Annotated in this window: 18 protein-coding genes, 4 tRNA genes and 1 pseudogene; 16 read left to right on the top strand and 7 right to left on the bottom strand. The window is 71.4% G+C overall.

Going from position 1 to position 24,254, the window contains the following annotated elements; translation table 11 throughout:
- Positions 1-1,903: 1,903 nt before the first annotated feature.
- The 3 genes and pseudogenes from cobT to ACYUD3_RS29345 all read left to right on the top strand — a co-directional run.
- A pseudogene (gene cobT, locus ACYUD3_RS29355) lies at positions 1,904-3,637 on the top strand (nicotinate-nucleotide--dimethylbenzimidazole phosphoribosyltransferase); the annotation flags it as partial.
- A 157-nt stretch (positions 3,638-3,794) separates the two neighbouring features.
- Positions 3,795-5,084, top strand: coding sequence for a uroporphyrinogen-III C-methyltransferase (cobA, locus tag ACYUD3_RS29350; protein ID WP_470976161.1), 1,290 nt, complete (start codon positions 3,795-3,797; stop codon positions 5,082-5,084).
- 64 nt (positions 5,085-5,148) lie between these two features.
- Entirely contained in the window at positions 5,149-5,967 is an 819-nt protein-coding gene (locus ACYUD3_RS29345; RefSeq protein WP_470976158.1) for a TrmH family RNA methyltransferase, read from the top strand.
- A 544-nt stretch (positions 5,968-6,511) separates the two neighbouring features.
- On the opposite strand, the gene ACYUD3_RS29340 is transcribed toward ACYUD3_RS29345, so the two are convergent.
- From ACYUD3_RS29340 to ACYUD3_RS29325, 4 genes are all read right to left on the bottom strand, one after another.
- Complete coding sequence (locus tag ACYUD3_RS29340) at positions 6,512-8,068, bottom strand: serine/threonine-protein kinase (protein WP_470976155.1); 1,557 nt, start codon at positions 8,066-8,068, stop codon at positions 6,512-6,514.
- 969 nt (positions 8,069-9,037) lie between these two features.
- Positions 9,038-9,109 (bottom strand) — tRNA-Val (locus tag ACYUD3_RS29335).
- 1 nt (position 9,110) lies between these two features.
- Positions 9,111-9,184 (bottom strand) — tRNA-Cys (locus tag ACYUD3_RS29330).
- Positions 9,185-9,222: 38 nt separating this feature from the next.
- Positions 9,223-9,295 (bottom strand) — tRNA-Gly (locus ACYUD3_RS29325).
- 179 nt (positions 9,296-9,474) lie between these two features.
- Here ACYUD3_RS29325 and ACYUD3_RS29320 point away from each other — a divergent pair.
- The 3 genes from ACYUD3_RS29320 to ACYUD3_RS29310 all read left to right on the top strand — a co-directional run bounded on the left by ACYUD3_RS29320 (position 9,475) and on the right by ACYUD3_RS29310 (position 12,643).
- The gene (locus tag ACYUD3_RS29320) at positions 9,475-10,494 is read left to right on the top strand and encodes a chorismate-binding protein (protein ID WP_470976153.1); all 1,020 of its coding nucleotides are present in this window, start codon (positions 9,475-9,477) and stop codon (positions 10,492-10,494) included.
- A 66-nt stretch (positions 10,495-10,560) separates the two neighbouring features.
- Positions 10,561-11,382 carry an aminotransferase class IV gene (locus ACYUD3_RS29315; protein ID WP_470976151.1) on the top strand — a complete coding sequence of 274 codons (822 nt, stop codon included), beginning with the start codon at positions 10,561-10,563 and terminating at the stop codon, positions 11,380-11,382.
- A gap of 430 nt (positions 11,383-11,812) precedes the next feature.
- Positions 11,813-12,643 carry a GNAT family N-acetyltransferase gene (locus tag ACYUD3_RS29310; protein WP_470976148.1) on the top strand — a complete coding sequence of 277 codons (831 nt, stop codon included), beginning with the start codon at positions 11,813-11,815 and terminating at the stop codon, positions 12,641-12,643.
- 103 nt (positions 12,644-12,746) lie between these two features.
- Here ACYUD3_RS29310 and ACYUD3_RS29305 read toward each other — a convergent pair whose 3' ends face one another.
- Positions 12,747-13,265, bottom strand: coding sequence for a DsbA family protein (locus ACYUD3_RS29305; RefSeq protein ID WP_470976146.1), 519 nt, complete (start codon positions 13,263-13,265; stop codon positions 12,747-12,749).
- Between the two features lie 221 nt (positions 13,266-13,486).
- Here ACYUD3_RS29305 and ACYUD3_RS29300 point away from each other — a divergent pair, with 221 nt between their 5' ends.
- The gene (locus ACYUD3_RS29300; protein ID WP_470976144.1) at positions 13,487-13,924 is read left to right on the top strand and encodes a hypothetical protein; all 438 of its coding nucleotides are present in this window, start codon (positions 13,487-13,489) and stop codon (positions 13,922-13,924) included.
- A gap of 177 nt (positions 13,925-14,101) precedes the next feature.
- Positions 14,102-14,278, top strand: a complete 177-nt coding sequence (locus ACYUD3_RS29295) for a hypothetical protein (RefSeq protein ID WP_470976142.1) — start codon at positions 14,102-14,104, stop codon at positions 14,276-14,278.
- A gap of 173 nt (positions 14,279-14,451) precedes the next feature.
- On the opposite strand, the gene ACYUD3_RS29290 is transcribed toward ACYUD3_RS29295, so the two are convergent.
- Entirely contained in the window at positions 14,452-15,012 is a 561-nt protein-coding gene (locus ACYUD3_RS29290) for a CGNR zinc finger domain-containing protein (RefSeq protein WP_470976139.1), read from the bottom strand.
- 262 nt (positions 15,013-15,274) lie between these two features.
- On the bottom strand, positions 15,275-15,688 hold the full coding sequence (locus ACYUD3_RS29285) for an SsgA family sporulation/cell division regulator (protein ID WP_004002642.1): 414 nt from the start codon (positions 15,686-15,688) through the stop codon (positions 15,275-15,277).
- 189 nt (positions 15,689-15,877) lie between these two features.
- On the opposite strand from ACYUD3_RS29285, the gene ACYUD3_RS29280 reads away from it, so the two are divergent.
- The 8 genes from ACYUD3_RS29280 (at position 15,878) to ACYUD3_RS29245 (ending at position 24,149) form a co-directional block, all read left to right on the top strand.
- Entirely contained in the window at positions 15,878-16,336 is a 459-nt protein-coding gene (locus ACYUD3_RS29280) for a TIGR02611 family protein (RefSeq protein ID WP_470976136.1), read from the top strand.
- A gap of 68 nt (positions 16,337-16,404) precedes the next feature.
- Positions 16,405-16,476, top strand: a tRNA-Val gene (locus ACYUD3_RS29275).
- 99 nt (positions 16,477-16,575) lie between these two features.
- The gene (locus ACYUD3_RS29270; protein WP_470976133.1) at positions 16,576-17,316 is read left to right on the top strand and encodes a glycosyltransferase; all 741 of its coding nucleotides are present in this window, start codon (positions 16,576-16,578) and stop codon (positions 17,314-17,316) included.
- Between the two features lie 289 nt (positions 17,317-17,605).
- Positions 17,606-18,895 carry an ABC transporter substrate-binding protein gene (locus ACYUD3_RS29265; protein ID WP_470976130.1) on the top strand — a complete coding sequence of 430 codons (1,290 nt, stop codon included), beginning with the start codon at positions 17,606-17,608 and terminating at the stop codon, positions 18,893-18,895.
- Entirely contained in the window at positions 18,895-19,899 is a 1,005-nt protein-coding gene (locus ACYUD3_RS29260; RefSeq protein WP_470976127.1) for a carbohydrate ABC transporter permease, read from the top strand. The genes ACYUD3_RS29265 and ACYUD3_RS29260 overlap by 1 nt, the downstream gene beginning before the upstream one ends.
- Complete coding sequence (locus tag ACYUD3_RS29255; protein ID WP_470976124.1) at positions 19,896-20,774, top strand: carbohydrate ABC transporter permease; 879 nt, start codon at positions 19,896-19,898, stop codon at positions 20,772-20,774. The genes ACYUD3_RS29260 and ACYUD3_RS29255 overlap by 4 nt, the downstream gene beginning before the upstream one ends.
- Before the next feature lies 1 nt (position 20,775).
- Positions 20,776-21,357: a hypothetical protein gene (locus ACYUD3_RS29250; RefSeq protein WP_470976122.1), complete on the top strand. Its 582-nt coding sequence runs from the start codon at positions 20,776-20,778 to the stop codon at positions 21,355-21,357.
- Positions 21,358-21,413: 56 nt separating this feature from the next.
- Complete coding sequence (locus tag ACYUD3_RS29245; protein ID WP_470976119.1) at positions 21,414-24,149, top strand: exo-rhamnogalacturonan lyase family protein; 2,736 nt, start codon at positions 21,414-21,416, stop codon at positions 24,147-24,149.
- Positions 24,150-24,254 lie beyond the last annotated feature (105 nt).

Raw genomic sequence — 24,254 nt, 5'->3', positions numbered from 1 at the left:
CGAGGCTGGGCCCGCCGAGGCGACTCCGACCCCGGAGTCCGTGCCCGGTTCCGCCGAGCTGCCGCTGGCCGCTGGCTCTGCTGAGCCGACCCCGGCCCCCGAAGCCGAGCTTGCCCCGGCCGCCGAGCCTGGTTCCGCCGAGCCGACCCCGTCCGCCGAGTTCAACTCCGTTCCGGGGTCCGCCGAGTTGCCGCTGGCCGCTGACTCCGCCGAGCTGACTGCGGCCCCCGGGGGTGAGGTTGCCCCGGCCTCCGCGCCTGGCTCTGTCGAGCCGACTCCGGTCGCTGAGTCCAACTCCGTGCCGGGGTCCGGTGAGCTGCCTCCGGCGACTGAGTCCGCTGAGCTGACTCCGGCTTCCGGGGTCGAGCTTGCTCCGACTGCCGAGCCCGGGTCTGCCGAGGCGACCCCGGCTGCCGAGTCCAACTCCGTGTCCGGTTCCACCGAGTTGCCTCTGGCGACTGGCTCCGCCGAGCCGACTCCCGCTGCCGGGGCCGAGGTTGCTCCGGCCGCCGAGCCCAGGTCTGCCGAGGCGACTCCGTCCGCTGACCCCAACTCCGTGTCCAGGTCCGCCGAGTTGCCTCTGGCCGCTGAGTCGGCCGAGCTGGCTCCGGTCCCTGGGGCCGAAGTTGCCCCGTCCGCCGAGCCCGGGTCCACCGAGGCGACTCCGTCCGCTGACTCCAACTCTGCGCCGGGGTCCGACGAGCCGACTCCGGCTGCCGACTCCGCCGAGCTGACTCCGCCCCCCGGGGCCGAGCTCGCTCCGGCTGCCGAGCCCGGGTCTGCTGAGTCGACCCCGGCCTCGGAGCCCAACTCCCTGCCCGGGTCTGCCGAGTCGACCCCAGCCCCGGAGTCCAACTCCGTGTCCGGGTCTGCCGAGTCCAACTCCGTGTCCGGTTCTGGTGAGCTGCCTCTGGCCGCTGGCTCCGCCGAGCCGACTCCCGCTCCCGGGGCCGAGGTTGCCCCGTCCGCCGAGCCCGGCTCTGTCGAGGCGACCCCGGCCGCTGACCCCAACTCCGCGTCCAGGCCCGCCGAGCTGACTCCGGTCCCTGGGGCCGAAGTTGCCCCGTCCGCCGAGCCAGGCTCCGCCGAAACGACCCCGGCCACTGAGTCCAACTCCGTGCCCGGGTCCGGCGAACTGCCTCCGGCGGCTGACTCCGCCGAGCCGACTCCGGCCCCCGAAGCTGAGCTTGCCCCGGCCGCCGAGCCTGGTTCCGCCGAGCCGACCCCGTCCGCCGAGTCCAACTCCGTGCCGGGGTCCGGCGAGCCGCCTCTGGCCGCCGGCTCCGCCGAGCCCACCTCCACCGACCCGACCCCATCCGCCGAGTCCGCGTCCGAGCGCACCGACCCGACCCCGGCCCCCGACTCCACCGCACCGGCACCGGAGTCCCCCACCCCGCAGCCCACCATCGCCGTGGACCCGCAACAGGCCCCCGAAGCCGAACAGTTGCCCACCCCCGTCCCGGCCGCCCCCATGGCCGAAACCCCCGAAACCCCCAACCCCCCCCAACCCCCCACAGCCCCCAATCCAGAACCACCCTCCCCCCCGGCCCCCGCCCCCACAGCGCTGCCCGGTACCGAGGTCGTACAAGAGCAAGTTGGTGAGGCCGTCATGGCCGATGTGGCCCCCGAGGCTGTAGTCCCCGCTGCCCCCGCCGTCCCGGAAGTCCTCCAGGCCGCCGAGGAGCAGCCCGCACCCGAGCCGGTGGCGGACGTCGTCGCGGCGGCGGCCGAGAGCGGACAGGTCCCGGTGATGGTCCCGGCGGCCCGCACCGGCGACGAGACCGGCGTACAGAGCGAGACCGGCGTACAGAGCGAGACCGGCGTACCGAGCGAGACCGTACAGACCGGCGCCCTCGTACAGAGCCCCGAAGACCCGGCCCCCCGCGAGGACACCCCGCACGCCGGCCCCGCCGCCCCCGGATACGACGACGCCGAACGCGAGGCCGTGCTGAAGGTCATGCGCGAGCGGCGGGACATCCGCAACGGCTTCCGCCCCGACCCGATCCCGCACGAGGTGCTGCTGCGCGTCCTGGAGGCCGCCCACACCGCCCCCTCGGTGGGCCACTCGCAGCCGTGGGACTTCGTCGTCATCAAGTCCGCCGAGACCCGCCGCACGATGCTCGACCTGGCGCTGCGCCAGCGCGACACGTACGCGCAGTCGCTGCCCAAGGGGCGGGCGAAGCAGTTCAAGGAACTCAAGATCGAGGCGATCCTCGACACGCCCGTCAACATCGTCGTCACGGCGGACCCCACGCGCGGCGGCCGGCACACCCTCGGCCGGCACACCCAGCCGCAGATGGCGCCGTACTCCTCCGCGCTGGCCGTCGAGAACCTCTGGCTCGCCGCCCGCGCGGAAGGCCTCGGCGTCGGCTGGGTCAGCTTCTTCGACGAGCGCGAGATGGTCCGCACGCTGGGCCTGCCCGAGCATCTGGAGGTCGTCGCCTACCTGTGCGTCGGGTACGTCGACGAGTTCCCCGAGGAGCCCGAGCTGATGCAGGCGGGCTGGGCCGAGCGCCGCCCGCTGTCGTGGGTCGTCCACGAGGAGACGTACGGCCGCCGCGCGCTGCCCGGCGAGCAGCCGCACGACCTGCTCGCCGAGACCGTCGCCGGGATCCGCCCGCTGGACGCGAAGGCGCTCGGCGAGGCGTGGGAGCGGCAGAAGCGGATGACCAAGCCGGCCGGCGCGCTGGGCATGCTGGAGATCATCTCCGCCCAGCTGTCGGGCCTGTCCCGCAAGTGCCCGCCGCCGATCCCGGAGCCCGCGGCCGTCGCGATCTTCGCGGGCGACCACGGCGTCCACGCGCAGGGCGTCACCCCCTGGCCGCAGGAGGTGACGGCCCAGATGGTCGCCAACTTCCTCGGCGGCGGCGCGGTCTGCAACGCCTTCGCCAACCAGGTCGGCGCCGAGGTGTGCGTCGTCGACGTCGGCGTCGCGACCGACCTCCCGGCCACCCCCGGCCTGCTGCCCCGCAAGATCCGCCCCGGCACGTCCGACATGACGACCGGCCCCGCGATGACCCGCGACGAGGCCCAGCAGGCGATAGAGGTCGGCATCGAGACCGCCCGAGACCTGGTCGCGGCCGGCAACAAGGCGCTGCTGACCGGCGAGATGGGCATCGCGAACACGACCGCCTCGGCCGCGCTGATCTCGGTGTTCACGGGCGCCGACCCGGCGGAGGTGACGGGCCGCGGCACCGGCATCAACGACGAGACCCTGGCCCGCAAGACGGACGTCGTCCGCCGCGCCCTGGAGTTCCACCAGCCCGACCCGGCCGACCCGATCGGCGTCCTCGCGGCGATCGGCGGCTTCGAACACGCCGCGATGGTCGGCCTGTTGCTCGGCGGCGCGTCCCTGCGCACCCCGGTGATCCTCGACGGCGTCAGCGCGGGCGCGGCGGCCTTGGTCGCCCGCGCGATCGCCCCCGAGGTCCTGGCGGCCTGCATCGCCGGCCACCGCAGCGCCGAACCGGGCCACGTGGCAGCCCTGAACAAGCTGGGCCTGCGCCCCCTGGTCGACCTGGACCTGCGCCTCGGCGAGGGCACCGGAGCACTGCTGGCCCTGCCGCTGGTGCAGAGCACGGCCCGCGCGATGCACGAGGTGGCCACGTTCGATTCGGCGGGGGTCACGGAGAAGTAGGGGGAGCAGAAGCAGGGGAGGTGCGGCGGGCGTCGCGCGGGGGGCGGGGCCCGCCCTCCCCACCTGCGCGCCCCCATCCCCCGCCCCGTAAAATCTGCACGTCAGCGCCGCCCCCCCCATGCCCGTCCCCCCTTGCCCCTCCGAGGAGCCGTACGTCATGGCCGAACACCCCGCCTACCCCGTAGGCCTCCGTCTCAGCGGCCGTCGTGTGGTCGTCCTCGGCGGCGGGCAGGTGGCCCAGCGCCGGCTGCCGGCCCTGATCGCGGCGGGCGCGGACATCACGCTCGTGGCCCCGGGGGCGACCCCGTCGGTGGAGGCGATGGCGGACGCGGGCGAGCTGACCTGGCTGCGCCGGCCGTACGCGGACGGCGACCTCGCGGACGCCTGGTACGCGCTGATCGCGACCGGTGACACCGAGGCCAACAACCGCGCCTCGGCGGAGGCGCAGGCGCGCCGCGTGTGGTGCGTGCGCTCCGACGACGCCGACCGCGCCACCGCCCTCACCCCGGCCACCGGCCACAGCGAGGGCGTCACCGTCGCCGTGCTCACCACGGACGTCAAGGGCCGCGACCCGCGCCGCACGGCGGCCATCCGCGACGCGGTCGTGGCCGGTCTGCGCGACGGCACCCTCGTCGCCCCCCACCACCGCGCCCGCACCCCCGGCGTCGCCCTCGTCGGCGGCGGCCCCGGCGACCCCGACCTGATCACCGTCCGCGGCCGGCGGCTGCTCGCCGAGGCGGACGTCGTCGTCACCGACCACCTCGGCCCCCGCGACCTCCTCGCCGAACTCCCCCCGCACGTCGAGGTGATCGACGCCGCGAAGCTTCCGTACGGCCGTTTCATGGCCCAGGAGGCGATCAACGAGGCCCTGATCACGTACGCCCGCCAGGGCAAGTCCGTCGTCCGGCTCAAGGGCGGCGACCCCTACGTCTTCGGGCGGGGCATGGAGGAGGTGCAGGCGCTGGCCGAGGCGGGCATCCCCTGCACGGTCGTACCCGGCATCTCCAGCTCGATCTCCGTGCCGGGGGCGGCCGGGATCTCGGTCACGCACCGGGGGCTCGCGCAGAGTTTCACGGTCGTCAGCGGGCATGTGGCGCCGGACGACGAGCGCTCGCTGGTCGACTGGGCGGCGCTCGCGAAGACGACCGGGACGCTGGTGGTCCTCATGGGCGTCGGCAAGATCGGGCAGATCGCGGCGACGCTGATGGCGCACGGGAAGTCCGGGACGACGCCAGTCGCGCTGATCCAGGAGGGGACGACGGCCGGTCAGCGGCGGGTCGACGCGACGCTGGCGGACGTGGGGGAGGTCGTGGTCGCGCGGGAGGTGAAGTCGCCGGCGGTGATCGTGATCGGGGAGGTCGTGGGGGTGGGGGCGGAGGCTGACGGCGCCGAGGTGCGGGCCGGCGGAGCTGAGACGCGTACGGGTGGTGCCGAGCCTCTGCCGTAACCGCCGGTAACAGAACCCGCCCGCAGCCGTTGGCACGACTCCCAGGACAAGGCAGTATCACCCTGTGGCCGATCTCATCACCGTCGAGGACCCCGAAGACCCCCGCCTGCGCGACTACACCGGCCTGACCGACGTCGAGCTGCGCCGCCGCCGCGAGCCCGCCGAGGGCCTCTTCATCGCCGAGGGCGAGAAAGTCATCCGCCGCGCCAAGGACGCGGGCTACGAGATGCGCTCCATGCTCCTGTCCGCCAAGTGGATCGACGTCATGCGCGACGTCATCGACGAACTCCCCGCCCCCGTCTACGCGGTGACCCCCGAACTCGCCGAACAGGTCACCGGATACCACGTCCACCGGGGCGCCCTCGCGTCGATGCAGCGCAAGCCGTTGCCGACGGCGGAGGAGCTGCTGAGGTCGGCGCGCAGGGTGGTGATCCTGGAGTCGGTGAACGACCACACCAACATCGGCGCGATCTTCCGCTCGGCGGCGGCCCTGGGCATGGACGCGGTGCTGCTGTCCCCGGACTGCGCGGACCCCCTGTACCGCCGCAGCGTCAAGGTCTCGATGGGCGCGGTCTTCTCCGTCCCCTACGCCCGCCTGGAAACCTGGCCGAAAGGCCTGGACTCAGTACGCGAAGCAGGCTTCACCCTCCTGGCCCTGACCCCCGACGAAAAAGCCAAGCCCCTGGACGTGGCGGCCCCGCACAAGATGGAACGGGTGGCCCTGATGCTGGGCGCAGAGGGGGACGGCTTGACGAGGCAGGCACTGGTGGCGGCGGACGAGTGGGTACGGATTCCCATGTCACATGGGGTGGACTCACTGAACGTCGGGGCTGCGGCGGCGGTGGCGTTCTACGCGGTGGCTACGGGGAGGCCGGAGAGCTGAGGGGGCGGCGCGCGGGGGTGAGCGGGAGGTGTTGGGCGTGCTGAGGTGTGCGGTGCGGCGTGAAGCTGACGCGGGCGGCCGGGCGGCAGTAGCTGACGAGGGTGGGCGGCGTTCGGCACGCTGGCGCTGACGTGGGCGTGGGCGGAAAGTGCTCGGTGCGGTGCGGTGCGGTGCGGTGCGGTGCGGTGCGGTGCGGTGCGGTGCAGTGCGGTGCAGTGCGGTGAGCGGGGCGGCAGAAAGCTGGCGCGGGCGGAGGTGTTGGGCGTGCTGAGGTGTGCGGTGCGGTCGGCGGCGCGCTGAGGTGGCAGGTGCCGATCGGCGGGAAGCCGGCGTAGGCGGGCCGGTCTGCGGGGAGTTGATGCGGACGGTTCGGTCTGCGGGGGAGTTGTTGTGGACGAGTCGGTCAGCGGGAAGCCGACACAGGCCGGAGCGCCGACGTAAGACACCGCCCCGCGCAGCCGCCCCGCCCCCGCCCCCTACTCCTCGCCTCCGCTGCCCCAGCCTCGGCCTCTACCCCTGCCCCCGCTGCCCCCAGCCTCGGCCTCTACTCCTCGCCCCCACCGCTCCCAGCCCCAAACCCCCGCCCCACCGGCGAAACCCCCGGCGCCCCCGCCCCCGGCCCCCCAACTCCCCCAGGCCTATCCTGCTGCTCACGCCGCACCACATCACTCCCACCCCCGCCGATCCCCCGAGCCGGCCCCTGGCACGCCTGTACCAGACCGATGCCGAGGGCGACCAGAAGCGTCACGACGACGAAGACGAAGATGCGCTGGCGCAGGAGACGGGGGTTGGCGGGACGCCGTCCCGTACCGGTCGGCCGCGGCCGGGTCGACGAAGGCCGCCCGGCGTTGCCGTTCCCCCGGGGAGCCTGCCGAGACCCACTGCCCGCAGGCCGGGACGGACGGGAAGCCCCACCACCCCCCGGAGCCCCACTTGAACCGGTCCCCGAACCACCCCCACGCGACTGCGCCGGAGGCCGCTTGCCACGAGGCGCCGGAGTGACCCCATGCCCACTGGGACCTCCATATCCCCCAGAACCCCCATGGCTCCCAGGCCCCCCATGACTCCCAGGACCACCGTGACTCCCGGAGCCCCCATGGCTCCCAGACCCACCACGCCCCTCAGCACCCCCATACCCCCCAGCCTCCCCAAGCCCCCCCTGCTGCCGCAAAGTCCGCTCGGTGTACCCCAACGTGTCCGAGATCCGCACCCCACCCCGCAACTCCCCTTCCCCCCGAGGCCCAGGCGCAGCCGCCCGCCCGTCCCCCGGCCCCTGCGCCTCCCGCGCAGCGATCTCCTTGAGCCGCAGCGAAAGATCGAGCGTGCTCGGCCGCTCCTCGGGATCCTTCGCGAGACATGCCCGGATCAGCGGAGCGAGCGCGTCGGGAACCCCGTTCAGATGCGGCTCCTCATGGACCACCCGGTACAGCATGACCTCCGAACTCCCGTGCCCGAAGGGGGAGTCGGCGGTGGAGGCGTACGCGAGCGTCGCCCCGAGGGAGAACACGTCGGTGGCCGGGGTGACAGCCGCCCCCCGCACCTGCTCGGGCGCGAGGAACCCGGGCGACCCCACGGCCGTACCGACATGCGTGAGCGTGGACGCCCCGGTCGCCCAGGCGATCCCGAAGTCGATGATCCGGGGACCCTTGGGGGAGAGGAGGATGTTGGACGGCTTGAGGTCCCGGTGGACAACCCCCGCCTCATGGACGGCTACGAGCCCCTCGGACAGCGCGGCCCCGATGGACGCCAGCTCGGCGGCGCACAGCGGCCCGTCGTCGTTGACCTTGTCGTGGAGGGAGGGGCCAGGCACGTACTGGGTGGCGAACCAGGGCCGGTCGGCCTCGAGATCCGCGGCGACCAGCCGCGCCGTGCACCCGCCCCGGATCCGCCGCGCCGCGGACACCTCACGCGCGAACCGCGAGCGGAACTCCTGGTCCTCCGCAAGATCCGGCCGGATGACCTTGAGGGCGACCCGCTGCCCCTTCTTGTCCGAGCCGAGATAGACGACGCCCATCCCGCCCGCGCCGAGCCGTCTGTGGAGCCTGAACGAGCCGACGACGCGCGGGTCCTCGCGCCTCAGGCGCATCATCGCCATCTTCATCCCCGCTGCCGGTCCGTCTGACGTGCCACAGCTTACGTTTCCCCGGCCGCCCGCGCGCAGAGCCCACGCCCTCTCGGGCCGATCGATTGTCAGTGCCGGGCGGCAGAGTTGAGGGGCGGTCAGGAGGCCCGCGAACCAAACGATTTCGGCCTGCCGGTGATCTCAACCAGCCATCGCAGCAGGGGGATTGAAGAGGTGAGAGGTGAGCGGGGGGAGGTGGCCGCGGGGGCGGGGGAGCCGGCGTGGACGCACGGAGTGACGGCCGGTCGGACGGGCCGCGAGGCGGGGGCGACGGCATGCGAAAGGGCGCCGGAAGTGAGCGAAGTCACGGGAAACGGAACCGGAAAAAACGCCCCGTACTGGACACCCCTTCCGGGAAGACCCTGAGACGTAGCAGATGTTCTCCACCCAGGGGAGTAGTCCGCGCAAGACGGCTCATCCTCGGGGAGGCCCGCCAATCGGTACGAGGGCATGACGCCCCCGTCGCGCCATCCGCATAACTTAGAGGTCAAGCGGCGGGTGCAGCACTCGTCCCCCGAGGTCAGGCACCCGCCGCTGCCAAGCAGAACAGCGCAGAACCAACGGTTTCGGAGAGGAGGGATCATGGCTTATACGGCACCCCGGGCAACGTCCCGATCCCGCCGCCAAGGCCGTCGTCACCCCCTGGTGGCGACCCTGATGGCCCTCCCTCTGGCAGCCCTGCTCCTGCTCGTCTTCGACGGCTGGGAGACAGTGGCCGCACAAGCGTCGTCCGTGGGCGTGATGCTGGGGCGCTGAGCGGCGACTCCAGGCCCGGAAGAGCGGTCCGGGCGGGGACATCAACCCATGAAACCCCGTGGGGACGGGGGTACGGCGGACGGCAACAAATGCCGGCGCAGCTGGGGAGCTGCGCCGGCATTTACTTTTGCCCCCACAGCCGAGCCGGAACGCCACGAAGCCCCCGGGAGAACCGGGGGCTTCGTCGAAGTGTGGACGATACTGGGATTGAACCAGTGACCTCTTCCGTGTCAGGGAAGCGCTCTCCCGCTGAGCTAATCGTCCTTGGAGGTGGAGACGGGATTTGAACCCGTGTAGACGGCTTTGCAGGCCGTTGCCTCGCCTCTCGGCCACTCCACCAGGAGTGTAGGGGATCGGGAAGACCCCTTCTTCCTTCGAGCGGACGACGAGGCTCGAACTCGCGACCTCAACCTTGGCAAGGTTGCGCTCTACCAACTGAGCTACGTCCGCTTGTCTTTCCCGGCCCGCTTGCGCGTCCCGGCGACGTGTTGAACTCTAGCGGATTCCTGAGCCAGCACAAAAACGCGTTTGCGCAGCGTGCTGCCCTGCACCGACCCGGCCCACGGCCCGAAGTCGCCGAACCGACCAGCTCAGGCCCCCTGTCGGACACCCCGCCTACACTCGGTCACGTGCACCGCCTGACTCCCCTGGCCCGCTTCGGCGACCGGCTCGCGACCGACCTCGTGGACGTGACGAACGACCCCGCGGCCCTCGACTCCACCGGCTTCTGGGCCGTCGCCGCCGACTACGAGGGCCGTCTGACCTGCGCCCGCTTCGCCGACGTCCGCCGCGAACCGGTCCCCGCCCCCACCCCGGGCGGCTGGCGCGGCCCGGCGGCGGGCGACTGGACGTCGTCCCTGGACCGCGCCGCGTACATGGCGGGCGTCGAGCGCATACGCGAGCACATAGCGGCCGGCGAGGTCTACCAGGCGAACCTCTGCCGCGTCCTGTCCGCGCCGCTGCCCGAGGACGCCGACATCGACGCCCTGACGTCCCTCCTCGCCCGCGGCAACCCGGCCCCCTACGCCGGCACGATCCGCCTGCCCGGCCATGGCGTCCAGATCGCCACGGCCTCCCCGGAGCTCTTCCTGCGCCGGGCGGGCCGCGCGGTCCTGTCCGGCCCCATCAAGGGCACCGGCCGCACCGAGGCGGACCTCCTGGAGAAGGACTACGCCGAGAACGTCATGATCGTCGACCTCGTCCGCAACGACATCGGCCGCGTCTGCACGACGGGCAGCGTGCGCGTCCCCGACCTGTGCGCGCTGGAGAAGCACCCGGGTCTGGTCCACCTCGTCTCCACGGTCAGCGGCGAACTGCGCCCCGACGTCGGCTGGCCCGAACTCCTGACGGCCGCCTTCCCGCCCGGCTCGGTCACCGGCGCCCCCAAGTCCAGCGCCCTGCGGGTCATCGACGCTCTGGAGACCGTCCCGCGCGGCCCCTACTGCGGCGCCGTCGGCTGGGTCGACGCGGACCGGGGGACCGCCGAACTCGCCGTGGGCATCCGCACGTTCTGGATCGAGGAGGGCCGGCTGAAGTTCGGCACCGGCGCCGGCATCACCTGGGGCTCCGACCCCGAGGGCGAATGGCGCGAGACCGAACTGAAGGCGGCCCGCCTGCTGGCGGTAGCGTCGGGAACGTACGAGGACTGAAGAACGTACGCGGACCCGTGACCCCTCACGGCCCCGCTCCCCTCTGACCCTGCGAGGTAGGCACCAGTGAAGCTTTGGCTCAACGGCGGTCTGACGGACGTCGACTCCGCCCGCGTCTCCGCCCTCGACCACGGGCTGACCGTCGGCGACGGCGTCTTCGAGACCGTCAAGGCGACCGACGGGCGGCCCTTCGCGCTGACCCGCCACCTGGACCGGCTGACCCGCTCGGCCGCGGGCCTTGGCCTGCCCGCCCCCGACCACGCCGAGATCCGCGAGGCCTGCGCGGCCGTCCTGGCCGCCAACCCCATGCCGTTCGGCCGCCTCCGCATCACCTACACCGGCGGCCAGGGCCCGCTGGGCTCCGACCGTGGCGAGAGCGGCTGCACGGTGATCGTGGCCCTCGGCGAGAGCACCCGCCGCCCCGACTCCACCGCCACGATCACCGTCCCCTGGGTCCGCAACGAACGCGGCGCCCTGACCGGCCTCAAGACCACGTCCTACGCCGAGAACGTGATCGCCCTCTCCCGCGCCCACGAACAGGGCGCGAGCGAGGCGCTGTTCGCGAACACCGTGGGCCGACTCTGCGAGGGCACCGGCTCGAACGTCTTCGTGGTGGTGGACGGAGAACTCCACACCCCGCCCCTCGCCTCCGGCTGCCTCGCGGGCATCACCCGCGAACTGGTCGTGGAATGGCTGGCCGCCCGCGAGACGGACCTCCCCTTCGACGTCCTCACCCACGCCGACGAGATCTTCCTGACGTCAAGCCTGCGGGACGTCCAGGCGGTGCACCGGGTGGACGACCGGGAACTGCCGGGACTCGCGGGTCCGGTGGCGGCCAAGGCGATGAGGGTGTTCACGGAGCGGGCGGCGGACGATATCGATCCGTGAGGGGGTTGAGGAGGCGGGGGCTTGAGGGGCGGGAGGCTTGAGGAGGCGAGGGCTTGAGGAGCGGGGGGCTTGAGGAGGCGAGGGCTTAAGGGGTGGGAGGCTTGAGGAGGCGGGGCTTGAGGAGCGGGAGGCTTGAGAAGGCGGGGGCTTAAGGAGGCGGCACTCCCTGCCGTCGGCCCGCCCCTCTCCGTCGGCTCGCCCTTCTTGCCGCTGGCCCGCTCCCCTTGCTGCCGGCTCGCCCTTTTTGCTGCCGGCCTGCCCTTCTTGCCGTCGGCCCGCCCCTCCCGCCGTCGGCCTGCCCTTCTTGCCGCTGGCCCGCCCCTCTCGCCGTCCGCCCGCCCCTTTTGCCCCCGCCCGCGAAATCCCGCCCCCCAAATCCCGCCGCCGCAACGCTCGTACAGCCGCCCGGCCGAGGGGTAGAACCCTCCTGATGACCACCACCCTGCGGCCCACCGAGCCGCTTCAGCGAGAGCAAGGCCCGGTCGAGCGGCTGTCGCGGCGCTACCAGGTGTGCGTGAACAGCCGCTCGGTCGGCACGATCCTCCTCGGCACCCACCCCGGCCTCGGCCCGGTCGCCGCCCGCATCGAGGAACTGCGCATCGACGAGGCGGACCGCGGCCGGGGCCGGGCGACGGTCGCGGCGCTGGCGGCGGAGGAGGTGGCAAGGACCTGGGGCTGCCGTGCCCTCACCCTCCACGTCCCACCGGACTCGACCGCGGCCCTGCGCCTGGCCACGGCACTCGGATACGTCCACGGCAGCCGCATCCTGGAGAAAACGCTGGTCACCGACCCCCCTGCACCACCCCGGGGCAGCCGGACCCGCCCCCTCACCACCGCCGAACTCCGCTCTTTCGCCGAGCGCAGCTTCGACCGCTTCGCGCGCGGCTACCTCTCCAGGGCGGGCCTGGACCCGCAGATCAGAGAATGGACGGCCCGCGAGCGAGCGGCCTTCGTGGACCGGGACCTGCCCGCACCGCACACGACTCTCACGGCCCTGGACCACGAGACCACCCAAGTCGGCACCCTCTGGCTGGAGTTCGAGCCCGGCAGGACTTTCGTGAAGGACATCGAGATCGCGGAGGACTCCCGAGGCCAGGGCCACGGCCGCACGCTGATGCACACGGCGGAGACCCAGACCCTCGCGTCAGGACGACACCGGATCGGCCTGAACGTATTCACGGGGAACGAGCCGGCGGAACGCCTGTACGAGTCGCTGGGCTATACGACGACGGAGTACCGGATGTACAAGGCGCTGCTGTGAGCGCTGCCCAGGGCGCTGCCGGGAACGTCGGAGTGAACGTCGCCGTGAACGGGGAGGCCGCTCACGCCGCGAGGGCCGCTCACGCCGTGAACGGAGAGAAGGCTCAACCCCCCAGCAGCCCGTCCACGACCCCCTCGACCCGCTCCCGCAGCCCCTCCTGACTCTTCCCGCCGTCCAGCCGCTCCCCGCCGACGACGTACGTAGGAGTGCCGGTCACCCCGATCGCCTTGCCCTCGGCCTGGTCCGCGTCGACGATCAGGATGTGCCGCCCGTCGATCAGCGCGGTCTCGAACTCCTCGGCGTCCAGCCCGAGTTCGCGGGCCACCTCGACGAGGAACGCCTCACCGCGCCGGTCCAGCTCCTCGACCCGCCCCAGCACCGCCTCGACGTAGGCCCACCCCGAGCCCTGCTCGACAGCCTCCTCGGCGGCCTGCGCGGCGGCGAACGCGTGCTTGTGCTTCTCCAGCGGGAAGTGCCGCAGCCGCAGCTCCACCCGGTCCCCGTACCGCTCCCGCAGCGCCCGCAGATCACTGAGGGCGGTCCGGCAGTCGGGGCACTGCAACTCGCACCACACGTCGAGGAGGACGGGGGAGGCGGGGGCGGGGGAGGCTGAGTCGTTCATGGGGCCAGTGTTCCAGCCGGGCGGCGGCGGACCCAATTGGGAACGGCCCCGCCCGATTCGGAAGCCTCCATACTCCCCGGCTCTCTCAGGGGAAACCCGGAGATGTCCCTGATGTCCGGGCCGGGGCATGGCACGGAAGGGTGGGGGAGGTGCACGATGGAAGGGAAGGCGGGGGCCTCGGGCAGGGCCGCCGCACGTTGGCGCCAGCCTTGGAGGCCCGGATGATTGCCGAGACCGTCTGTTCCGCCGTCGCCGCGGCCGGCCTCGGCATCGCGGTGGTCACCGCCTACCGCCGACGCTTCCTCGCGGCGAGCCGCATCGCCGCATACGCACTGGTCCCACTCGGCCTGGTCATGACCGGCGCGGTCAAGTGGGTGGTGCACACGGCGTTCAGCCCCACCGCCTGGGCCGGCTTCGCGATCCTCGGCGGCGCCTGGGGCCTCTTCGCCCTGACCCGCTCCGTCGAGCGCCGCAGGGGCGGTACGCGCAAGGAACGCAAGGCCGCGGCCCGCGCGGAGAGCGCGGCGGCGGTGGCCCCGGCCGCCTCGACCCCCTCCCTCACCCAGCCCCGCCCGCCCGCGACCCGCCCCGCGAGCGCGGCCCCCGCGGCGGAGGACTTCAGCGACATCGAGGCCATCCTCAAGAAGCACGGCATATGACGGCGGCCGGTGCGCCGCGAGCCCTTGCCCCACCCGGGGCGAAACGACACAAGTGACGCACCCGCCGCGCGGAAGTGATCGTGCCCTGAAAGGGACCTCACCGACTTCGGCGCACTCCGCTCACCGGAGCCGTCCGGATCGCAGAGCGCCGTTCAGCTGGTCCATCATCGCCGCGAGATGCTGGACACCACACAGAGCGACGCCGCGCACCCTCGGACCCCCCGGGCTCAACCCCCGCAGGACGAGCGGCGCGGATGCCTTTTCGCCCTCTCCCAGCCACCGTTGATGATCTTCCTGACGGTGATCGGGTCACTCCTGCTCATGGCGGCGCTGCACGATCTGCTGCTGCTGTGACCCACCACGCGTTCCCCGGCGCCACCCGCCGGGGCCGCGTAGGGCCTGAGCCGGGCCGACGCGCCGGGGCCGAGCCGACCGAAGCCGCACAGACCCCCGCCCCCAATAACTCCGGCTACCTTCCGTACCTCAGGCTCTCTCCCGTACCTCCCGACCTCCCGCCGCCCGCCCCCTCAGCCCGCCCCTTCCTTCCGCCGGGCCCGGTAAGCCGCCACATGCAGCCGGTTCCCGCAGGTCCGGCTGTCGCAGTAGCGGCGGGAGCGGTTGCGGGAGAGGTCCACGAAGGCCCGGCGGCAGTCGGGAGCCTCACACCGCCGCAGCCGCTCCCGTTCCCCGGCGACGACGAAGAAGGCCAGCGCCATCCCGCAGTCGGCGGCGAGGTGGTCGGCGACGGAGGCGCCCGGCGCGAAGTAGTGGACGTGCCAGTCGTAGCCGTCGTGGTTTGTCAGCTGGGGCGTGGTCCCGGCGGCGGCGACGAGTTTGTTGATCAGCCCGGCCGCGGCCCGGTCGTCCGGGGTGGCGAAGACCTCCCCGAACCGGTCCCGCACGCTCCGCACGGCCGAGAGGTCGGACGCGGACAGCACCCCGACCCCGCTGATGTCGTGCCCGCGCACGAACTCCTCCAGCGCGGCCACGTCCGCGAGCCCGTCCGGCGCCGCGGCGTCCTCGGGTGCGGTGTTGAGCAGATCCACCACGGCATCGAGCGCACACCGGGTGTCATGGGTGATCAGCACGTTTCGCTCCCTGAGCTCCCTGACCCTGGAGACGGGCGAGCGCCCGCCGATGCTGGCCGATGGTATCGGCACCGGGCCCGGCGGCGGCGCTCTCACCGGACATATGCCCGTACGCACAACGACGCCATACCGCGCGGATACGCGGTATGGCGTCGTCGACGTGCTGTGTGCGGTGCTGGACCGCCTCCTGCCGGGCCGTCTCCCCGAGTGGACGGCTCCGGTGGAAGCGGGCGTAAGGCGGGCGCCAGGGCTTCCTCCGGCGCTAGCTCTCCGCCAGGATGTGCGACAGCTCCTGGTCCAGATCGAAGTGGCGGTGCTCCGTGCCGGGCGGCACGGCCGCGTCGGTGCGCTTGAGGAAGGATTCGAGGGCCCGGGCGGGCGCCTCGAGGAGGGCTTCGCCCTCCGGGGAGCTGAGGGCGATGCAGACGACTCCCTGGCCGTGACTGCGCGACGGCCAGACGCGGACGTCACCGGTGCCGGTGGGCCGGTGCAGGCCCTCCGCCAGGAGGTCGCGGGCGAACACCCACTCGACGGTCTCCTCCGCTCCGGTGTGGAAGGTGGCGTGCACGGCGTAGGGATCGGCCGTGTCGTACCGCAGGCCTGCGGGGACAGGCAGAGAGGACTCGCTCGACACAACGAGGCGCAGGTGCAGCTCGCAGCTGACCGTGGTGTTCATAAGCGCCAGGGCCTTTCGCTCAGTGTGCGCTCGGGGATTCGCACGTCGGCGAAATCGACATGCCACCTACGGTGCCGTTGTAAACCCCTCTGAGTGTTTTGTGCGTGTTTACGTAACTCTTCCGGCCGAGAACCTGTTCGCCCGGTACCACCATTCCGGTGATCCCATTCGCTCGGGTAAGGTTCAGGTATGAATACGGGGAGTGACGCGCCCGGCGAGGCCGCTGTGGCGACCGAGGAGAAGCAGGCGGCACAGCAGCCGGACGACGTTCAGCGCGGCCTCGGCTCGAAAGCGCCCCGGTTCGTCAAACAGCGCCGCGCCCTGCACCTGAGCTGGCAGGTCGGCGTCTTCGTGATCGGCCTCGCGGTCGTGGTCGTCGGCGTCATCATGCTGCCGCTGCCGGGCCCCGGCTGGGTCGTGATCTTCGCCGGCATGGCGGTCTGGGCCACCGAGTTCGTCTGGGCCCAGCTGGTCCTGCGCTGGACGAAGCGCAAGGTCACCGAGGCGGCCCAGCGCGCTCTCGACCCCAAGGTGCGCCGCCGCAACATCGTCCTCACCGCCGTCGGGCTCACGGTGATCGCCGTGCTCGGCGGGATCTACCTGTGGCGCTTCGGCCTCGAACTGCCCTGGAACATCAAGGACCAGTAGCAGGTCAGCGGGGGTCGGCCGGCGGTCGGAGGCACCCTCTGACATGGGGTAATGTTCTCCGTGCACCCGGGCGATTAGCTCAGTGGGAGAGCGCTTCGTTCACACCGAAGAGGTCACTGGTTCGAACCCAGTATCGCCCACCCGGATCAAGGGGTCGTTTCCAGGCGAAACGGCCCCTTGAAGCGTTCCAGCCCCCGGACGCACCCCGGCGGTCGTCCGCAGAGGATCGAAAGGGCGTCATGACCAGCCTCGTCTCCGTCATCACCCCCATCTACGACCCCCGCCCCGACTTCCTCGCCGCCGCCTACGCGTCCCTCGCCGCGCAGGAGCTGCCGGGCGGCTGGGGCTGGGAGTGGATCGTCCAGGAGGACGGGCGGACCGGAGTCGCCGAGGAGATCCTGCCCGCCGACGACCCCCGCATCCGCTTCCAGCGCGGCCGGCACAACGGCGTCGCCATCACCCGTAACCTCGGCCTCTCCCGCGCCGCGGGCTCGCTGGTCAAGAACCTCGACCAGGACGACGTCCTCACCCCCGGCGCCCTCGCCCGAGACATCGCCGCACTTCAGGACCCCGCGATCGGCTGGGCCACCTCCCGCGCGCTCGACCTCCTCCCGGACGGGACGACGGTCGGCTTCGACGACGTACTGCCGCCGGGCCCGCTGCACCGGCCGGCCGTCGTCGACCACTGGCGCACCCACGACCACCGCCTCCCCGTCCACCCCACCACCCTCTGCATCCGCCGTTCCCTCGCCATCGCCCTCGGCGGCTGGATGGCCGTGCCGGGCTCCGACGACACCGGTCTGCTGATCGCCGCCGCGACCGTCTCGACCGGCTGGTTCACCGGTGAGCCGGGGCTGCTCTACCGCAAGTGGCCCGGCCAGGTCTCGGCCGGTGACGCCCATGTCGAACCCGTCGAACGCGCCCTGCGGATGCGGCTCATCAGCGAGCGCGCCGACCAGCTCGCCGCTCTCCTGAAATAGCGGCACGAACGGAATAACGGCACGAACCGCCCGGCCCCCGCGCCAAACCCGCCGGCGGATTTCCGCCGCAGGGCGTGCGTTCGGCCCGCCGGACCCGCCGCCCTCACCTGCGGTTCCGTCAACTCGCCGGGCCCAGAAGGCACTTGAAACCCGCTCAGCCCACCCGTCAAGTGCCTGAGAAATTCCTGTCCGAATCATTGACGCCCTCTCACCCCCCTCGTACCTTGTGCCAGCAAGCGCTTTCTTGAAACGATTCATGGCGGCAACGACGCTGCGAGGAGGGCCCGACGTGGGAACTGGCAGGCATGTCGAGAGGCGAACGATCCTGAAGGCGGCCGGTGCCACGGCGGCCACGCTCGGGCTGGCGGCCACGACCGGCTGCGGGGGCGGCAGCGGCTCGTCGGCGGACGGAAAGGTGACGATCCGTTACGCCTGGTGGGGCGCCGACGACCGGGCCAAGAGAATCAACCGGACCATCGCGCTCTTCGAGAAGAAGTACCCGAACATCAAGGTGAAAACGGACTTCCAGCCGTACAGCGACTTCTGGAAGAAGTTCAATACGCAGGCCTCCGGCGGAAATCCGCCGGACGTCTTCCAGAACGCCATCGGATTCCTGCGGAAATACGACGCGAAGAACGTCCTGCTCGATCTCAAGCCCCAGGTCCAGGCCGGAAACCTCTCCATGGACGGATTCCGCGCCGGGCTCGCCACCTTCGGCGAGGTCGACGGCAAACTCCTCGGCGTCCCCGTCGGCTCCAACTCCATGGCCCTCGTCATCGACCAGCCCGTCTACACCCGCGCCGGGATCACCCCCAAACAGGGCTGGACCTGGGACGACTTCCACGCCGCGATGCTGAAGATCCACCAGAAGACCGGCCGCGCGGGCGACTCCGGCATGTACGGCGTCATGTACCTCTACGACCTGTACCTGCGCCAGCACGGCAAGGCGTTCTTCACCACCGGCGGACTCGGCTTCACCGAAGCCGACCTCAAGGACTGGTGGACCAAGGCCGAACAGGGCCTGGAACAGGGCGAGTTCGCCGACGCCAAGAAGGTCGCCCAGGTCAAGCCCAAGTCGGCCGTCTCCGCCGAACTCGCCGCCGGCGAGTTCACCTGGGACAACTTCACCATCCGCTACACCTCCGAGGGCAAGAGCGAGTACCGCCTCGCCCCCATCCCCACCACCGACGGCAAGAAGACCGGCCAGTACCTCGGCTCCCTCATGCTCAGCGCCTCCAGACGCACCCGGCACCCCAAGGAAGTCGCCCAGTTCATCGACTTCATGGTCCACGACCCCGAGGTCGCCAAGATCATGGGCTACGACCGCGGCGTCCCCGCCACCCAGGCCCAGTACGACGCCTTCCGGCCCACCGACGACGTCAACAAGGCCATCGCCGCCTACGAGGAGTCCCTCGTCTCCTCCGGCGTCCTCGAACCCATCACCCCGCACCCCAACGGCGCCGACATCTGCGAGTCCGCGTTCCTGCGCATCGCCGAGGAACTCGCCCTCGGCACCCGCTCGGCCGACGACGCCGTCAAGCAGTTCTTCACCGAGTCCAAGACGGCCCTGACCGTCTGATGGGGACCACCATGACCGACGCCCCCGCGACGCGGAGCCCGGCCGCCGGCTCCCGTCGCGGGCCCGCGAAGCTCCCCAGACCGCCCGCGCTCCGACGCCGGCTGCGCCGCGAGAACCTGGCCGGCTACCTCTTCATGTCCCCCTGGATCGCCGGGTTCCTGCTGCTCACCGCGGGCCCGATGGTCGCCTCGCTGTACTTCGCCTTCACCGACTACAACCTCTTCGACCCGCCCAGGTGGATCGGCCTCGACAACTTCTCCGAGATGTTCGCCGACCCCCGCTGGCGCCACTCGGTCAAGGTCACCCTCTGGTACGTCGTCGTCGGCACCCCCCTCAAACTGCTCGCCGCCCTCGGCGTCGCCCTCCTCCTCGCCCAGAAGCGCCGCGGCCAGGCCTTCTACCGCGCCGCCTTCTACGCCCCCTCCCTGATCGGCGCCAGCGTCTCCATCGCGATCGTCTGGAAGGCGATCTTCTCGGACGACGCCGTCGTCGACCGCGTCCAGCGGCTCTTCGGCATCGACGCGGGCGGCTGGACCGGTGACCCCGAGCTGATCATCTACAGCCTCGTCGCCCTCACCGTCTGGCAGTTCGGCGCCCCCATGGTCATCTTCCTCGCCGGCCTCAAACAGGTCCCGCGCGAGCTGTACGAGGCCGCCGAGGTCGACGGCGCCGGGACCTGGCGCAGATTCTGGAACATCACCCTGCCGATGATCTCCCCCGTCCTCTTCTTCAACGTCCTGCTGGAGACCATCCACTCCTTCCAGATCTTCAGCTCGGCGTACATCGTCGGCGGCGGCGCGGGCGGCAACGCCTGCGGCCCTGCCGACGGATCGATGGTCTATACCTGCTATCTGTACGTGCAGGGCTTCGAGAACAGCCGGATGGGCCTCGCCTCCGCCATGGCCTGGCTGCTGCTCCTCGCCGTCGCCCTCGTCACGGCCGTCCTCTTCTGGTCGCAGAAGAAGTGGGTGCACTACGAGAACGACACGGAGGGTGCCCGATGAGCGCCGACTCCCTGGTCCGTGAGCCCGCCTCCGGGCTCGGCCGCAAACGCGCCGGATCGCTCGGCTGGCACCTCGGCTCGCTCGCGATCCTCGCCGTCATCCTCTACCCCGTGCTGTGGGTCGTCGGCGGCTCGTTCAAGAAGAGCGAGGACATCGTCGGCAGCCTCGACCTCTTCCCGGCCGACCCGATCGTCTCCAACTACCAGCGGCTCAGCGACGGCATCGCCGACATCCCCATCTCCACCTTCTTCGTCAACTCCCTGACCCTCGCGGTCGGTTCGGTCGTCGGCATCCTGCTGTCCTGCTCGCTGACCGCCTACGCCTTCGCGCGCATCCGCTTCGCCGGCCGCAATCTGCTCTTCACGCTGATGATCGGCACCCTCCTGCTGCCGTACCACGTCCTGCTCATCCCGCAGTACGTGCTCTTCCGCAACATGGACCTCATCAACACCTACGTGCCGCTGCTGCTCGGCAAGTACCTCGCCACGGAAGCCTTCTTCGTCTTCCTCATGGTCCAGTTCATGCGCAACCTGCCCAAGGAACTCGACGAGGCCGCCCGCCTCGACGGCTGCGGACATCTGCGGATCTACTGGTCGATCGTGCTGCCGCTGTGCCGCCCGGCCCTCATCACCAGCGCGATCTTCACCTTCATCAACTCCTGGAACGACTTCATGGGCCCGCTGATCTACCTCAACGAGCCCGACAAGTACACCGTCTCCCTCGGCCTGAAGATGTTCGTCGACCAGGAGGGCGTCGCCGACTACGGCGGCATGATCGCCATGTCCCTGGTCGCCCTGCTCCCCGTCCTCGCCTTCTTCCTCGCCTTCCAGCGCTACCTCATCGACGGCATGGCGACCTCCGGGCTCAAGGGCTGACATGGCCGGGGTACGTGTGAAGGAGTCCTGGTTCGCCGAGCGGTTCGCCGTCTTCGCCGAATGCCTGCTCACCGGCATATGGATCGCGGTCGCCTCCCTCGGCGTCGTCACCTACCCCGCCGCCCTCGCCGCCGGTGCCCGCCATCTGCACCGCCGGACCACTCAACAGGGCGGCGGAGTAAGGGAGTTCGCCGCCGACTTCCGGGGTGCGCTGCGCGGCGGGTGGGTGGTCGGCGGCGCCGGATGGGCGGCCGTGCTCGTGGTCTGGGTCGACGTACGGGCCGTGCGCGCCGGGCTGCCCGGCGGGGCGTTCGCCGGGGCCGTCGGGGTGCTCGCGCTGATCGGGGCCGGGGTCGCGCTGCTGCGGGCGGCGGCGCGCTGGGCGCCCGGCGCGAGCTGGCGGGCGCTGCTGGCCGGGGCCGGGCGGCGGACCGTGCTCGATCCGGCCGGGTCCTTCCTCCTCGTCGGCGGGATCGCGCTGGCCGTCGTCTCCTCCTGGTTCATCGCACCGCTCGGGGTGCCCGTCCTCGGGGCCGCCGTGGCCGCCGCGCTCGCCGTGGAGGAGCGCTACCGGCGGCGCTGATTGTTCTGTCATGCCCCTGACTAGCCTGAATTATTCCCGCACGGAAAGGAAAGGCCATGTCACCCCTTCCTCGCAGATCGCTTCTCAAGGCCGCCGCGGTCGCCGGAGTGGCCGCGCAGTTCAGCTGGGCGCTGGGGGCGGAGGACGCCTCCGCCGCGCCCGACTCCACTGGCGGGCCCGGTGATCCGGTCGTGCTCGACTGGCTGGAGGACGGCGGGCTCGGCGCCGCCCCCGGCGCCACGCTCGGTGTGCCCTGGCCCACGGGGGCCTTCCAGGAGGGGCAGGCCTTCGCGGCGACCGACGCCGGCGGCAAGGCCGTGCCCGTGCAGTCCTGGCCGCTCGCCTACTGGCCCGACGGCTCCCTCAAGTGGACCGCCCACGCGGTGAGTTCGGGCGAGGGCAAGCTGACGCTGGCGGCCGGGGAACCGGCCGCGCCGGGTGCCCGCGTGAGCGTCGACAAGAGCGGCGGGACCATCGATGTGTCGACCGGCGTGGTGCGGGTGCGCATCGGCAAGTCCGGGTCCACGCTCATCAAGTCCGTCGTCCGCGGCTCCACCGAGATCGCCAAGGACGGGCGGCTCGTCCTCATCCGGCAGCCCGAGATCGAGGACGAGGACCAGGGCGGCGTCAAGACCGAGCGCTTCGACGGGGTCATCTCGACGGTGACCGTCGAACAGGAGGGCCCGGTACGGGCGGTGGTCCGCATCGACGGCAAACACCGCAAGGGGAACCGGAGTTGGCTGCCGTTCTCGATCCGGCTGTACTTCTACGCGGGCGCCGACTCCTTCCGCATGGTCCACACCATCACCTACGACGGCACCCAGGAACCCGGCAAGGCGAGCGGCGACTTCATCCGCGGCCTCGGCGTCCGCTTCACCGTACCCATGCGCGACCAGTCCTACGACCGCCACATCCGCATCGGCGGCGAGGGAACCGGCCTGCTACGAGAGGCGGTCAAGGGCATCACGGGCCTGCGCCGCGACCCCGGCATCGCCGTACAGGAAGCCCAGTACGCGGGCCAGAAGCTGCCCGACCCCGCCACCTGGGACCAGCGGGTGACGACCCGCCTCCAGTACATCCCCGAATGGGGCGACTACACCCTCTCCCAGCTCTCCGCCGACGGCTTCACCCTGCGCAAGCGCACCAAGAAGGGGTACGGCTGGATCGGCGCCGGCGGCGGGAAGCGGGCCTCCGGGTTCGGGTACGTCGGCGGCGTGAGCGGCGGACTCTCCTTCGGGCTGCGGGACTTCTGGGAACGCCACCCCTCCCAGCTCGACATCCGCGCCGCCCACACCGACGCCGCCGAAGTCACCCTCTGGCTCTGGTCCCCCGAGGCCCAGCCCATGGACCTGCGCTTCTACCACGACGGCATGGGCCAGGACACCTACCCCGAACAGCTCGAAGGTCTCAACATCACGTACGAGGACTACGAGCCGGAGTTCGGGACGCCGTACGGGATCGCCCGTACCTCGGAGTTGCTGTTCTGGGCGAACGAGTCGACGCCGACGCCGCAGGCGTTGGCCCAACAGGTCGACGCCGTACGGGTGTTGCCCCAACTCGCCGCGCCGCCCCAGCAGTTGATGAAGGCCAAGGTCTTCGGCCCCGGCCTCTACTCCGCGCCCGACCGCTCGACCCCGGCCAAGGCGAAGATCGAGGACCACCTCGACTTCCTCTTCACCTACTACAAGGACCAGGTGGAGCAACGCCGTTGGTACGGCTTCTGGGACCACGGCGACATCATGCACACCTACGACACCGTCAGACACCAATGGCGCTACGACATCGGCGGCTACGCCTGGGACAACTCCGAACTCTCGCCCGACCTCTGGCTCTGGTACGCGTACCTGCGCTCCGGCCGCTCCGACATCTTCCGCTTCGCCGAGCACATGACCCGGCACACCGGCGAGGTCGACGTCTACCACCTCGGCAAGTGGGCCGGCCTCGGCACCCGGCACGGCGTCCAGCACTACGCCGACAGCGCCAAGCAGCAGCGCATCGCCAACACCACCTACCGCCGCTACTACTACTTCCTCACGGCGGACGAACGCGTCGGCGACCTCATGCACGCCAACGTCGACTCCGACGAGACGTTCCTGGTCCTCGACCCCATCCGCAAGATCCGCACCGAGCCCTACACCCCCGACCGCCACGCCCTCTCCATCGGCTTCGGCACCGACTGGAGCGGCCTCGTCTCCGCCTGGCTCACCGAGTGGGAACGGCGCGGGCCCAAGTGGGAGAAGGCCAAGGCGCGTGTCCTGTCCACCATGGAGACCATCGCCGCCCAGCCGAACGGCTTCGTGCAGGGCAGCGGCCTGTACGACCTCGACACCGGCAAGTTCGCGGTCGCGGCCCAGCCGGTCGTCGGTGTCTCGCATCTCTCGGCGGTCTTCGGCCTCAATGAGCTGTGCGCCGAGCTGATCCATCTCGTCGACATGCCGAAGTTCAACGAGGCGTACTACGACTACTGCCGCTACTTCAACGCCACCAAAGCCGAACAGGCGGCCCGCTACGGCTCCAACTTCGGCACCCTCCTGCTCTTCCAGGGCCACTCCCGCCTCGACGCCTACGCCGCCGTCCAGACCGGCGACGAGAAGCTGGCCAAGCGGGCGTGGGACAAGTTCTACAACTCCGACGGCTACAAGGAGTCGGCGCCTTGGCGGACGGAGGGGGTGAGTGGGCCTGCGGCGCTGGTCGCGGGGAGTGAGGCGGCTTGGGTGTCGACGAACGATACGGCGTTGTATGGGCTGGCGGCGATTGAGAATTTGGCGTTGTTGGGGGACAAGATGCCGTAGGGGGTGGGGAGTTGGGGGGGCTGATCTCGGAACTCCGGGCTCGGGGCTCGGGAGTTGGGGGAGTCTTCGCTGGCTGGCCGGGAGGCTTGGCTGGGGGTCCGTCCA

It is taken from the genome of Streptomyces sp. AMJ-169, assembly GCF_055597585.1.
This window is presented reverse-complemented; position numbering and strand designations above follow the sequence as displayed.